This window comes from Streptomyces sp. NPDC048172, from assembly GCF_043202595.1.
In the GTDB taxonomy this organism is placed as follows: domain Bacteria; phylum Actinomycetota; class Actinomycetes; order Streptomycetales; family Streptomycetaceae; genus Streptomyces.
Genome location: NZ_JBIDAT010000013.1, coordinates 178,976 through 192,879, shown reverse-complemented (window position 1 = coordinate 192,879; position 13,904 = coordinate 178,976). Strand labels below are relative to the sequence as shown.

Here is a 13,904-nt window from a genome sequence, read left to right as displayed (position 1 = left end):
GGTCACCGCCCCCGGACCTTGCGGCCGTGCTCGGTGTCCGGGTGGAGCAGTGCGTCCGCGACCTTGCCGCCGGAGTCCTTCACTCCGCCGCCGAAGTTGAGGGCGCCGCGCGCGTTGGCGGTGGCGGCGATGCTGTCCCAGTAGTAGGCCTCGCGCTCCCAGCGCACCGGCTCCAGCAGCGCGTACAGCCCGCTCTCGCTCAGCCGTTGCCCGGTCTCGGCCCAGTCGGTGACCTGGTGCGCGGTGACCCCGAGCCCGGCCAGCACGGCCGGAGCGGACACCGCCGTACGGGCCTCGAAGTGCGGATACAGGTGTGAGATCAGCCCGGACAGCAGCGGCACGAGCATCGCCTCCGCGTCCTCGGCCGCGACGCCGTCCGGCAGGTCCTCAGCGTGCACAGTGGCAGAGGACAGCCCGATCCCCGCACGTCCGTACAGCGCGGTGATCACCAGCACGCGCAGGGCGGACAGGGTGACGACGGCGGGGTCGGACTTGGTGAGCTGCCGCTTGCGCGCCTGCACCAGCTTCGTGAACGGGACGATCTTCCCGTCGTGTTCGACCCTGACGGTGTCGGCGATGCGGCGGGCGAGGTGCGTGCCGAGGTCGCGCTGGTCCATGGACATCGCCAGGTTCTTGTCGACCGCCACGCCCTCGACGTTGCGGTCGTAGAAGATCTGCCGCGCGTCCTCCGCGGTGAGCCCGAAGTACAGCTCGAACGGCACCCGGACCGCACTGAGCTTCTCGTAGGTGACGCCGAACCGCTCCGGGTTGTCGTACAGCTCGTGCCAGGCGGTCAGTTGCGTCTCTCCATCGACGGCGATCACGCACGCGCCGGGGAGCACGGTCACGGTCCGGACACCAGTGCCGGGGACCAGTTCCTCACCCACCGCACCGGGCTCGCCGTCCAGCCACAGCGTGATGGGTGGCGTGGACCAGCCGGCTCCGTACTCGCCGTTGAGCCCGGCCGCGAGGTAGACGGCGTAGGGCGTCACGTTGCGGCCCTTCTGCGAGGCCCGGAGCATCCGCTGCACCAGCGCCCGCGACTCGGCATGCCGACGCACAGCGCCGGATGCGTACTTGAGCGCCCGCTGGTCTTCCTCCGTCTTGGGCGAGGGCACGAGCTGCAGCAGCGTGGGCAGCCCCATCGTGCCGATCGCAGCATCCGGGCGGAACGGGGTCACGGTGAGCTGGGTCCCCTCGGCGGTCGCGGTCGGCATGGTCAAGGTCATGGCTTCTCTCCTCCTCGCGGACAGCACGGGCCGCTCCCATGCCGCTTCCATTGGCAAGCATCATCGAGTAAACATGGCACTGAAAGCACTGTCAAACAGTATCTGATGCTTTGGGTCTGCTGTACGGTGTGAACCACGCGCATGGATCCAACCCCGAGGACCCCTCATGTCACAGCCATCCGCCCAGGTCACGGCGGCCGAGATCTCCCGCATCGCCGGGGTCACGCGCGCCACCGTCAGCAACTGGCGCAGGCGACACGAGGATTTCCCGGCGCCGACCGGCGGCACGGAATCGAGTCCGCTCTACGACCTCGCGGCCGTCCAGGAGTGGCTGCGCGAACGCGGCAGCACCACCCCTGCGCCCGCCCGGCAGGGGCTGCGCACCGCGCTCCGCATCCACGGGGCGGGCACCGCGTCCCGCCTCTTCCCCCTGGTACTCACTGCCGCGCACCTCCCCGACGGAGAGCTCGGCCGACTCGCCGGCCTACCGGACGACGAGCTGACCGCCGAGGCGAACGCCGCCGCCGACCGCCTCCCGGACGCGGTACCCGATACCGGCTCCTCGCACTACGCGCGGGACGAGGCGCAGGTCGTACGCGCACTCCTCCGGACCGTCCACGACGACGGCGCCCAGGCCGCGCTCGACGTCCTCGCCACCCGCGAACTCGAAGACACCGCCAGGACCGGCACCTCCACCACCCCCGAGCCGTTGGCGTCCCTCATGGCCCGGCTTCTCCCTGCCGGGACCCGCCGCGTCCTCGACTCGGCATGCGGCAGCGGCACGCTCCTTGTCGAGGCGGCGCGCCAAGGAGCGGGGGCGCTGTACGGCCAGGACCTCATCCCCGTACAGGCCCAGCGCACCGCAGTCCGGCTGCTGATCACAGCTCCCGATGCACGTTCGACCATCCGTACCGGGGACAGCCTCCGCGCCGATGCCTTCCCCGAACTGACCGTGGACGCTGTGCTGTCCAGCCCTCCGTTCGGACTGCGCGACTGGGGCCAGGAGGAGCTGGCCCTCGATCCCCGCTGGGCTTACGGCGTCCCCTCCCGCTCGGACTCCGAACTCGCCTGGGCACAGCACGCTTTGGCACACCTGGAACCCGGGGGTTACGCCGTGCTCCTGATGCCTCCCGGGCTCGGCTTCCGTACGTCGGCGCGCCGCATCCGAGCGGAGTTGGTCCGCAGCGGGGCCCTGCGCGCGGTCCTCGGGCTGCCCCCGCGGGTCCTCCCGTATGCGGGAATCGCACCGCAGCTCTGGGTCCTGCAACGCCCCGACCCGGCGGGCCCGGAACGGACCTCCGTCCTGTTCGTGGAGACGGCGTCTCCGACGGACAGTACGACGGGGGCGACCACGCGGACGGGGACGCGGAGCCGGACCGAGTCCGTCGACTGGGTGCCCCTCGCGCAGCGTGCCCTCGACCTGTGGGGGGCGTTCCGAGACGAGCCCGAGGCGTTCGCGGACGAACCAGGGGTGGCGCGCGCTGTTTCTGTGGTCGACCTGCTCAGCGAGCAGACAGACCTTTCCCCGGCGCGCCATGTACGGGAGACGCCCGCCGACGTCGACCCGGCACGGCTCGCACGTCGCGCTGCGTACCTGCGCCAACAGCTCACGGAAGCCGCCCAGCCACTCGCCGCGGACGAACCTGCGTGGCACCCCTCGGGTGACTCCGCGCGGGAGTGGCGTTGGGCGACGGTCGCGGACCTCGCCCGGGGCGGTGCGCTCACGGTTCTCCAGAGTGCCGCCCGCCCGCCCCGGGAGACGACGGCCGGCGACGACGGACCTAGCGCCGACCACCATGTACTCCTCGCCCGCGACATCGTTGAAGGCTCTGCACCCTCGGGCACAGGGGACGACGTCCGGCCCTGCGACGAGCAGCCTGTCCACCCCGGCGACGTACTCCTCCCTCGCGTGTCCGGTGCCGGGCGCGGCACGCTCACCCGCGTCGCCGACGAGGCCGACGCCGACGCGCTGCTCGGCCCGCAGATCTACCTGCTCCGCCCCGATCCGAAGCGGCTCGATTCGTGGTTCCTCTCCGGTTTCCTGGGTTCCCGCGACAACCTCGCCGCGGCTTCCACCACCACCAGCTCCCTCGTTCACCTCACCCCGAACCGCATGCGGGTGCCGCTGCTGCCGCTGGCGGAGCAACGCCGTTACGGGGCGGCCTTCCGCCGCGTTCACGAACTGCGTGCGGCGGCCGCGCGGGCGGCCGGGCTGGCGCGGGAAGCCGCCGACACCGTTGCCGACGGCCTCACCGTCGGTGCCCTGAATCCTCCGGACAGTGACGTGCCCGAATGACCCGATCCCCGTGACCTTCTGACCCACCACACTGGAACCCCGCCCGCCCTCACCGTGCGTCGGCGGACTCGGAACCCAGAGAGCCTGGAAAGAGAGCCGAGACACCCGTGAACAGCAGCAAGCACACCGAGCTGGCGAACCACGCCTGGTCAGTCGCCGACCTTCTGCGCGGCGACTACAAGCAGTCCGACTACGGAAAGGTCATCCTGCCGTTCACGGTGCTGCGACGGCTGGAGTGCGTCCTGGAGCCGACGCGCGCGGCGGTCGTCGAGGCCGCGGCGGAACACGGGACCGAGGGCTTCGATGCCAGTTTCTTCCTCCAGGAAGCCTCGGGGTACTCCTTCTACAACACCAGCGCTCTCACCCTGAAGAAGATCGCCGGTGACCCGCAGAGCGCGGCTGCCAACCTCCAGCACTACGTTGCGCGTTTCTCCCCCAACGCCCGGGAGGTCCTGGAGAAGTACGACTTCGCGAACCAGATCCAGCGGCTGGACACCGCTTCTCTCCTCTACCAGGTCATCGGCAAGTTCACCGATCTCGACCTGCGGCCCGAAGTGGTGTCCAACCACAACATGGGCTACATCTTCGAGGAACTGATCCGCCGCTTCGCCGAGCAGTCGAACGAGACCGCGGGTGAGCACTTCACCCCGCGCGAGGTCATCAAGCTCATGGTGAACCTCCTCGTCGCCCCGGACGGCGACGCGCTGAGTACGGGGGCTGCGATCCGTACCGTCATGGACCCGGCGTGCGGCACGGGCGGCATGCTGAGCGCCGCCGAGGAGCACATCACCGCGCTGAACCCGGACGCGACGGTCGAGGTGTACGGGCAGGAGCTGAACCCGGAGTCCTGGGCGATCTGCCGCTCCGACCTCATGATCAAAGACCAGAACCCGGAGCACATCGCGGCCGGGAACTCCTTCTCCAACGACGGCCACGCGCGCGCTTCGTTCGACTACCTCCTGGCCAACCCACCGTTCGGCGTGGAGTGGAAGAAGGTCAAGGAGGATGTGACGGACGAGCACGAACGCCTTGGCTACTCCGGCCGCTTCGGCGCGGGTCTGCCCCGTATCAACGACGGCTCGCTGCTCTTCCTCCAGCACATGATCTCCAAGATGAAGCCGGTGACCGCGGACGGGAAGGGCGGTTCCCGGGTCGGGATCGTCTTCAACGGCTCCCCGCTCTTCACGGGCGCGGCGGGCTCGGGCGAGTCCGAGATCCGCAGATGGATCATCGACAACGACTGGCTGGAGGCCGTCGTCGCCCTCCCGGACCAGCTCTTCTACAACACCGGTATCTCCACGTACTTCTGGATCGTGACGAACCGGAAGGACGCCGACCACCGAGGGAAAGTCGTCCTGCTGGACGCCCGCGACCAGTGGGAGAAGATGCGCAAGTCGCTCGGCGACAAGCGGAAGTTCATCTCCGACCCGCAGATCAAGGAGATCACCCGGCTGTACGGCGACGCACTGGAGGCGGCGGGGGATGCGGAACACCCGCTGCACGGCAAGGTGAAGGTCTTCCGCAACGACGACTTCGGATACCGGCGCATCACTGTGGAACGGCCGCTGAAGCTGCACTTCGAGGTGACGGAGGACGCGCTGGCGGCGCTGGGCGCGGCAAAGCCGGTGGAGAAGCTGGGCGGTGAGCGGGCGGAGGCGTTCGTCGGGGCGCTGAAGACGCTGCTCGGGAAGCGGTGGGAGACGAAGGACGCCGCCTGGCTCGCGATGCAGGGCGCGGTCGTTGACGCGGGAGGGCTGTGGCCGACGGGGGCGCCGTTCAACAAGGCGCTGCGGGACGCGGTGGGAGTGCGCGATCCGGAGGGCGAGGTCCAGAGGGTGAAGGGGGAGAAGGAACCCGATCCGGAATTGCGGGACTTCGAGAACGTGCCGCTGGACGAGGACGTGAAGGAGTACCTCCGGCGGGAGGTCCTGCCGCACGTACCGGACGCGTGGATCGATCACAGCAAGACGAAGGTGGGGTACGAGATTCCGCTGACGCGGCACTTCTATGTGTACGAGCCGCCGAGGCCGCTGGCGGAGATCGACGCGGAGTTGAAGGCGCTGGAGTCGGAGATTCAGGCGCTGTTGGGGGAGGTGACGGAGTGACGAACTCAACTATCGTGTACCCGCCCCGCACTCCCACTGAACCCTGGGTAAAAACTCCCCTCAAGTACTTGGCAGAACTGTCGAACGGCTATGTCTTCAGTAGTCAGGATTGGTCGGCTGAGGGTACGCCAATCATTCGGATTGAGAACCTCAATGGATCCCAGGACTTCAATCATTCAACGATCAGCATTGCCGATCGGCATCATGTCACAGAAGGTGACCTCCTCTTCTCTTGGTCTGGAAACCCGGGGACCTCCTTCGGCCCATTCAGATGGGATACACCTGGACTGTATTTCCTAAACCAGCACATCTTCAAGGTTACCGCTCGAAATTGCGACAGAAATTGGCTCTACTGGGCGCTGAGCGCCGCTACTCACCGTATCGAGCGGGAACTGACGAGCGGGATGATCGGCATGGTCCATGTCACCAAGGAAGAATTGAGTAACTTCCTCATCGCTGTCCCCCCTTTGGAGGAGCAGCGCCGTATCGCCGACTTCCTAGACACCGAGACTGCCCGTATTGATCAAATGGTCAGACTGAGGCAGAAGCAAGCGTTCCTACTGGGCAAGAGATTCCGGGCGATCCGCCGTAACCTGGTTACCGGAACCCGTGAGGCTCCACAACTCACCCAGACTATCGGATGGATCGGTGAAGTCCCCCGTGCTTGGGGTACACCTCGCATCAGTCACGTCTCACGCTTCATTGCGGGAACGACGTTCCCGCACAGCTTCCAAGGGGCTGAGGCAGGAGACTACCCATTCATCAAGGTGGGCGACTTTGAGCTAGCCGACGGCTCGAATCACCTCGGTCAAGCGAAGAATTGGGTGAGCCGTGCAGTAGCTGCTGAACTAGGTGCACGCATCGTACCGCCAGGGGCGGTTCTTTATGCTCGCGTGGGGGCAGCCCTGCTACTTAACCGGCGGCGAATCACCACGCGCTGTAGCGTGATCGACGACAATGTGAGGGCTATTGTCTTCAGGCGTGGTGACCCGCGATACTGGGCGAATCTTCTCTCCTTCTTGGACATGGGACAGCTAGTTAACCCGGGGCCCGTTCCCTCGATTAGCGAGAGTCAGGTGGCGAGCCTTCACGTCCCTTGCCCACCGGATGCCACACAAGAGGCAATTGCGAATGAATTGGAGAAAGAGAAACTGCTACAGCGCCGCCTTGAGGGTGCGATGAATTTGCAACTGGCCAAGCTTGCCGAGCGCCGCCAAGCGCTCATCACCGCCGCCGTCACCGGCCAGTTCGACGTATCTTCCGCGTCCGGGCGAGGGGTTGATCTCGCATGAACGCCGCCCCCCTCCTCACCCGCGTCCGGGTCGAGGACTACAAGTCGATCGCCCGATGCGACGTAACCCTCAGCCCGTTCACCGTTCTCCTCGGCCTTAACGCGGCCGGAAAGTCCAACTTCCTGGACGCGCTCCACTTCCTCCGCGACGCCCTGCGTGACGGTCCCGCCGAAGCGGTCGCCTCCCGGGGCGGGTTGGACAACGTGCTGCGGCGCGTGCCGCAGCCGACCGACACGTGCAGCATCGCCGTGGACCTGCGCATCCCCGGCCCGGGCCCCGAGGACCCACCCTGGCGCGCGCACTACTCGCTCACCCTGGCCCGGCCCGATGCACCCGCCGCTTCCCTCCGCGTCCGCGTCGCCCGGGAACACGCCGAGCTCGGCCTCGAAGACGCGTCCCCCGACGCCCACTTCACCGTCGAGGACGGCGTCGCCACCGACCCCGCCGACAGCCGGACCGCAGGCGGCCGGCTCCGCCCGGGAAGCCTGTACCTCCCCCTCCTCAGCGTGAGTGAGCCCTACGCCCGCCTGCACACCGCCCTCACCTCGATGTTCTTCTACGAGCCCGACCTGGCCACCCTCCGCGACGCCCGCCCCGATCCCGGTACCGATGCCCTCGCCGAGGACGGCCGCGACCTCGGCGCCGTTCTCGCACGCCTTGCTCCCGCCCACCGCCGGCGCGTGTCGGACTACGCGTCCGCGATCGTCCCGCGCCTCACCGAGGTGTCCTCGACCCCGCTCACCGGGGACTACCTCGCCGCCCGTATCGCCCTCGACACCGGCCCCGATGGCGCGCCGCGCGAGTTCCGGGCCGAGTCGATGTCCGAGGGGACGATCCGCGCCATCGGACTGCTCGCGGCGCTGTACCAGCCGCCTGCCCGGGACGGCCGGATCTCGCTCCTCGCGGTCGAGGAGCCGGAGTTGGCGCTGCACCCGCGCGCTGCCGGGGCGCTGTACGACGCGCTGACGGAGGCAGCCGAGTCCGGGCTCCAGGTGCTGGTGACGACGCAGAGCGGGGAGCTGCTGGACCGGGACGAGGCCGATCTCTCCGCCATCCGCATGGTCGAGGCGGTCGACGGGCTCACGACCATCGGGCCGGCGGACGAGGTGAGCCGCTCGATCGTCCGGGACGGGCTTGCGACCGTCGGGGAGCTGATGCGTTCGGACCAGCTCCACCCCGAGCCCAGCACCCCATCATCCGGCAACGCTCCCGGAGACGCGGCATGACCGGCCCGGGGGAACGTCTCACGCTGGCCTCAGTCGTCGAAGGCGAGGGCGAGATGCGGGCGTTGCCCGTGCTGCTGCGCCGCCTGCTGTACGCGCGGGAGATCTGGGACGCCGACATCCGCCCGCCCTTCCGTATGGGCCGGGGCAGTCTCCTCGCGAACGGCGGAGTCGAGCGTGCCGTCGAGGCCCAAGCCCGCCGCCTGTCTGGCGCGCACACCGAAAGTGGTGGCGGCGTCCTCATCCTGATCGACGCGGACGACGACTGCCCGGCCTCTCTCGGCCCTGCCCTGCTGCGCCGCGCCGAGCGGGCCCGCCCGGACGTCCGTACCGCCGTCGTGCTCGCCAACCGCGAGTTCGAAGCGTGGTTCCTCGCCGCCGCGCCCTCGCTCGGGGGCGCCGCAGGGATGCCGGACGGCCTGACCGCACCCGAGGACAGCGAACGCCCCCGCGACTGCAAGGGCTGGCTCACCCTCCACCGCACCGATGGCAGCCCGTACAAGCCCGTCGCGGATCAGGCGCCGCTCGCCCAGGTCTTCGACCTGGAGCTGGCGCGCGCCCACTCGCCGTCGTTCCGCAAGTTCTGCCGCGACATCGAATTCCTGATCACTGGTAAGACCGGTACGAGGGGGAAGTAGCCATGCCCGCGCACGACGAGAAAGCTTTCGGAAACGCCATAGTCGCCGCCCTGACCAAGCCCGGCGAACCACTCAAGGCCGACGAGCTGCGCTGGCACGAGGCGCTGCCCGCGGACTATCAGGCCGACCTCGGTCTGGACACCAACGAGCTGTACACCTTCATCGGTAGGACCCAGAACCAGGAGTGGGAGCGGCTCAAGGCCGCCTACGGCGGGGCGAACGAGGCGCAGCGCGGTTTCGCCCGCCGGCTGGACCAGGCGATTCAGGCCGAGGGTCTCCTCCAGGTCCTCCGCCGGGGGGTCAAGGACCGCGGTGTGCACATCCGGCTCGCATACTTCAAACCGAACCTGGTCCCCGATGAGTCCGTCCTCGCGAATTACCGCAAGAACCGCCTCACTGTTGTCCGCGAGCTGCGCTACGCGACCAAGCAGGCCGACGCGGGCCACGCCCTCGACCTGACGCTGTTCGTCAACGGCATCCCCGTGGCCACTGCCGAGTTGAAGAATCCGCTCACCGGCCAGGGCGTCGAGCAGGCCAAGCACCAGTACCGTACGGACCGCGACCCCACCGAGCTGATCTTCAAGCACCGCTCCCTCGCGAACTTCGCCGTCGACCCGGACCTGGTCTTCCTCACCACGCAACTGCGTGGCAAGAACACCCGCTTCCTGCCGTTCAACACCGGGTCGGCAGGTCCCGGCCGCCCCGGCGGCAAGGGGAACCCGGACCCGACGGAGCCCGGCACCTACTCGACGTCGTATCTCTGGGACCGGATCTGGCAGCCGGACACCTGGCTCGACCTCCTGCACCGGTTCGTGCACCAGAAGACCGAGAAGACCTCGACCGGGCGCACCACGCGCTCCGTGCTCTTCCCCCGATTCCACCAGTGGGACGCGGTCACCAAGCTCACCGCGCATGTCGCGAAGCACGGCGCGGGCCACAACTATCTGGTCAATGCGTCCGCCGGCTCCGGGAAGTCGAACACCATCGCCTGGCTCGCGCACCGCCTGAGCGATCTGCACGCTTCCGCCGACCCGGCCGCGCTCGACCCGGAAGCCCTCGCCGCCGGGCTCCGGCCCGGCGCCCCGGTCTTCGACAAGGTCATCGTGATCACGGACCGCCGGAACCTGGACTCGCAGCTCCGCGCGACCGTGGGCAGCTTCTCCCAGACCGAGGGCCTGGTCGTGGCCGTAGACGAGAAGCACGGGGCGAAGAGCGCCCAGCTCGCCCGCGCCCTGTCCCGCGACACCGGGAAGATCGTCACGGTCACCCTGCACTCCTTTCCGGCCTTGATGGACTTCCTCAAGCGCAACCCGACGGAGATCCAGGGCACCCGCTTCGCGATCATCGTGGACGAGGCGCATTCCTCGCAGTCCGGCGACGCCGCCACCGCCGTACGGGCCGCCCTGCGGGACCTCGGCCTGGACGCGGACACCGAGGACGAGGGCGCCGCCGAGGTCCCGGTGGACGAGAAGCTTCGCAGGAAGGCGCTGGAGCGCTCAAAGGCGCGGAACCTGTCGTACTTCGCTTTCACCGCGACGCCCAAGCACAAGACGCTGGAGCTGTTCGGCACGCTGGAGGACGTGGAGGGGGAGGCGGTCTACCGGCCGTTCCACACGTACTCGATGCGGCAGGCCATCGAGGAGGGCTTCATCCTCGATCCGCTGCGCAACTACGTCACGTACAACACCTACTGGAAGCTGCACAACAGCAACCCGAAGGACAGGGAGGTCGATCCGAAGAAGGCGAACCCGCAGCTCGCCAGGTTCGCCCTGACCCACGATTCGACCGTTTCGCAGCAGGCGCAGATCATCGTCGAGCACTTTCGCACTCACACCCGCGGACGGCTGGCCGGGCGTGCGAAGGCCATGGTGGTCACCGGGTCCCGCCCTTCGGCGGTGGGCATGGGGCGGGCGATCCGCAGCTACATCAAGGACCAGGGGTACGACACCACGTACCCGGACCTCGGTGTGCTGACGGCCTTCTCCGGGACGGTCCAGGTGGACGGTGAGGAGACCACGGAGTCGAAGGAGAACGGCGGGCTTTCGGAGAGCGCGCTGCCGAAGGCGTTCGCGTACACCCGGGCCGACGACGCGGCGGCCCGGTCCGGCGGGCCCGGCAAGCAGGAGTTCCGCATCCTGGTGGTGGCGGAGAAGTACCAGACCGGCTTCGACCAGCCGCTGCTCACCACCATGTACGTGAACAAGAAGCTGACGGGCATTTCCGCCGTCCAGACCCTCTCCCGCCTCAACCGCACCCACGATCGCAAGGCCCAGGACGACCTTGCGGTCCTGGACTTCTCCAATGAGGCGGAAGACATCAAGGCCGCCTTCCAGCCCTTCTTCGAGGAAGCCGACACCCTGCCCACCGACCCGAACCTGCTGTACCAGGCGCAGAGCCGGGTGATGCAGGCGCCGGTGCTGGTCGAGCGCGAGCTGGACGAGTTCGTCGCCGCCTACTTCGAAGCAGACGAGAAGGCGGCGGGCTCGGACGCGAAGTGGAAGAAGCTGCACGCCGAGCTGTACCGGCTGCTGGCCCCGGCCGTCGCGCGCTACGAGAAGCTGCGCGACAGCGAGGATCAGGATGAGCAGCAGAAGGCGGAGGAGTTCCGCGCCGATCTCGCCGACTACGTCCGCAAGTACGGCTTCCTCGCCCAGGTCATCCAGTACCAGGACACGGAGTTGGAGCGGCTGCACCTGTACGGACGGCACCTCGCCACCCGACTGCGCCCGCGCACGGACGCCGCAGTGGACATCGGCGAGGTGGACATGAGTCATGTACGGGTCGACAAGACCGGCGAGCATGACCTCAGTCTGAGCCCGGAGGGCACCGCCACCCTCAAGGGTTTCGCGGACGGCGCTGGAGGCGGCGCACAGGACTCCGACAAGAGCCCGCTGTCCGAACTGATCGAGAAGTTCAACGCCAGGTTCGGGACCGACTTCACCGAGCGGGATCTGATCCGCCCGTACGAGGAGGCGATGGCTGAACCGAAGGTGCGTCAGGCTGCGCTGGTCAACGAGGAGGACAACTTCGGCGTGGTCTTCGACAAGGTCTTCCAGGGGAAGATGATGGCCCACGTCAGCCGCACCGCCGACATCGGCAAGCGCTACCGCGGCCGGGACGACGACTTCCGCTCCGGCCTCGACCGGATGGCCCGCCGTGCCGCCTTCCGTCAGATCCGCCGTGACGCCGGACTGGACGACGCGGCCTGAACCGCCGGACCGGGGCCGGAGCGCGGGCCAGAGCGCCGGCCCCTATCCAGCGCAACTGGCGGAACCGGTGGACGAATGATCAGTGCAGTGGCCACACTGAAGTATCCGCGCTCCCATCGCCTGCGACCTGGGGAGCACGCGCACCACGATCCGTACGGAACGGGATGAGGGGCGGGGACCCACACAGTGCCAACACAGCAGATCTCCGAGCGCTACGAGCTCCAGGGCGAACTCGGCGAGGGCGGGATGGGGGCCGTCCAGCGTGGCTTCGACACGGTCCTCGACCGCCCCGTCGCGCTCAAGCGCATCCGCCCGGAGGGACTGTTGGATCCCCGGTTCGCCGAGGAGCTGGCCCAGCGCTTCCGCCGCGAGGCCCGCATCACGGCGCGCATCCAGCACCCCGGAGTGCCGCAGGTGTACGACGCCGTACTGGACGCGGCGCACGAGCGGTTGTTCCTCGTCATGGAGCTCATCGAGGGTGCGTCCCTGCGCGCGTACATTCAGCCCGGCAGACTGCTGCCCCTCACCTGGGCGGCCTCGGTCGCGGCCCAAGTCGCCACCGTCCTGTCCCACGCTCACGTGATCCCGGCAGTCCACCGCGACCTGAAGCCGGACAACATCCGCATCGCCGACGACGGCACGGTGAAGGTGCTGGACTTCGGCATCGCCGCGATCCTGCGCACCGATGTGACCAAACTGACGGCGACGGGCAGCCAGATGGGCAGCCACCCCTACATGGCGCCCGAGCAGATCCAGGCCGGCCAGATCACCCCGCAGACCGACCTGTACGCCCTGGGCTGCGTCCTGCACGAACTCCTCGCCGGGCAGCGAGTCTTCGACGGTCCCAGCGAGTTCGACATCATGCAGATGCAGGTCGGCGCCGAGCCCACCCCTCTGCGCCGGCTCCGCGCCGACGTACCGGAGGCGCTGGAACAGCTCGTGCTGCAGATGCTGGCCAAGAGCCCCGAGCAGCGGCCGGCCGACGCCCAGGAGGTCTACGAGCGGTTGCTCCCCTTCCTGCCCGCCGCCGGTCAGGAACCGACGCCGGGCGAGACGGGACCGGCCGACACACCGGACCCGACGAGAGTCTTCCGCCACCCGTATGCCCCACGTCCCCGCCCCACCCGGACCGCGCCCCTGCCCACCCCCACCTTGGTCGACCCGAAACCGCAGCCCATTCCCGAGCAGCTCCAGCAGGACCTCAAGTCCGCTCGTGACCAGGCGAACACACTGATCGGCCAGGAGCGCTTCGCACAGGCCGCCGAGGTTCTGCAAGAGGTGATCGCTCCCGCGGCTCAGGCTCTGGGCTCCGAGAACCGCGAGGTGCTGGAACTGCGGCAGCAGCGCGCCATCTCCCTCTCCCTGAGCGGGGACGTACGCGCGGCGCTCCCGGAGTTCGACGCTCTCGCCGCCGCCTTCGCCCGCACCGAAGGCCCCACCAGCGAGTCCGCCCGCTTCTGCCGGGCCCAGGCCGCCTTCGCCCGCGCCAATCTGGGCCAGGCCGCCCGCGCCCTCCAGGAACTCCAGGACGTGCTGGACCTGGTCCGCACCGTGGACAGCGATGCGAGCATCGAGGCTCTCGAACTCCGCCGCGGTATCGGCAGCCTCCTCGCCGCCCAACAACGCCTCCCCGAGGCCTTGGACGTCCTGGACCCGCTGTTGGAGGACATGCACCTCGTCCTGGGCCCGGCCCACGAGGAAACCCTCGACCTGGAAGCCGATGTCGCCCGCATCCGCCTGGCGCTGGGTGATGGCGAGGGGTGAGGTGCATCGCAGATTCCGGACAGCAATGCATCCTTGTCGACATCGCGTCACGGGCGTCTACGCTGCCGATAGGCATGGACGGCTCATGACAGCATCAGGGTCCTGCCGATGAGGGGCGACGTCGTGCACATGGGCGGCACTTCCCTGA

At 68.5% G+C, this 13,904-nt stretch carries 8 protein-coding genes; 7 read left to right on the top strand and 1 reads right to left on the bottom strand.

Features of this window, described 5'->3' with window-relative positions; genetic code table 11:
* Nucleotides 1-2 precede the first annotated feature (2 nt).
* A complete protein-coding gene (locus ACGF3A_RS40370) occupies nucleotides 3-1,229 on the bottom strand; it encodes a hypothetical protein (protein ID WP_393735583.1) in 1,227 nt (408 codons plus the stop codon).
* A gap of 166 nt (nucleotides 1,230-1,395) precedes the next feature.
* On the opposite strand from ACGF3A_RS40370, the gene ACGF3A_RS40365 reads away from it, so the two are divergent.
* The 7 genes from ACGF3A_RS40365 to ACGF3A_RS40335 all read left to right on the top strand — a co-directional run bounded on the left by ACGF3A_RS40365 (nucleotide 1,396) and on the right by ACGF3A_RS40335 (nucleotide 13,756).
* Nucleotides 1,396-3,525, top strand: a complete 2,130-nt coding sequence (locus tag ACGF3A_RS40365; protein WP_393735581.1) for an N-6 DNA methylase — start codon at nucleotides 1,396-1,398, stop codon at nucleotides 3,523-3,525.
* Between the two features lie 107 nt (nucleotides 3,526-3,632).
* A complete protein-coding gene (locus ACGF3A_RS40360; RefSeq protein ID WP_393735579.1) occupies nucleotides 3,633-5,630 on the top strand; it encodes an N-6 DNA methylase in 1,998 nt (665 codons plus the stop codon).
* Complete coding sequence (locus tag ACGF3A_RS40355) at nucleotides 5,627-6,922, top strand: restriction endonuclease subunit S (protein ID WP_393735577.1); 1,296 nt, start codon at nucleotides 5,627-5,629, stop codon at nucleotides 6,920-6,922. The genes ACGF3A_RS40360 and ACGF3A_RS40355 overlap by 4 nt, the downstream gene beginning before the upstream one ends.
* The gene (locus ACGF3A_RS40350) at nucleotides 6,919-8,148 is read left to right on the top strand and encodes an AAA family ATPase (protein WP_393735575.1); all 1,230 of its coding nucleotides are present in this window, start codon (nucleotides 6,919-6,921) and stop codon (nucleotides 8,146-8,148) included. The genes ACGF3A_RS40355 and ACGF3A_RS40350 overlap by 4 nt, the downstream gene beginning before the upstream one ends.
* The gene (locus ACGF3A_RS40345; protein ID WP_393735573.1) at nucleotides 8,145-8,783 is read left to right on the top strand and encodes a DUF4276 family protein; all 639 of its coding nucleotides are present in this window, start codon (nucleotides 8,145-8,147) and stop codon (nucleotides 8,781-8,783) included. The genes ACGF3A_RS40350 and ACGF3A_RS40345 overlap by 4 nt, the downstream gene beginning before the upstream one ends.
* Nucleotides 8,784-8,785: 2 nt before the next feature.
* Nucleotides 8,786-11,992 (top strand): type I restriction endonuclease subunit R, encoded by a 3,207-nt coding sequence (locus ACGF3A_RS40340; RefSeq protein ID WP_393735571.1) that lies wholly within the window; start codon nucleotides 8,786-8,788, stop codon nucleotides 11,990-11,992.
* A 186-nt stretch (nucleotides 11,993-12,178) separates the two neighbouring features.
* Nucleotides 12,179-13,756, top strand: coding sequence for a protein kinase (locus tag ACGF3A_RS40335; RefSeq protein WP_393735569.1), 1,578 nt, complete (start codon nucleotides 12,179-12,181; stop codon nucleotides 13,754-13,756).
* Nucleotides 13,757-13,904 lie beyond the last annotated feature (148 nt).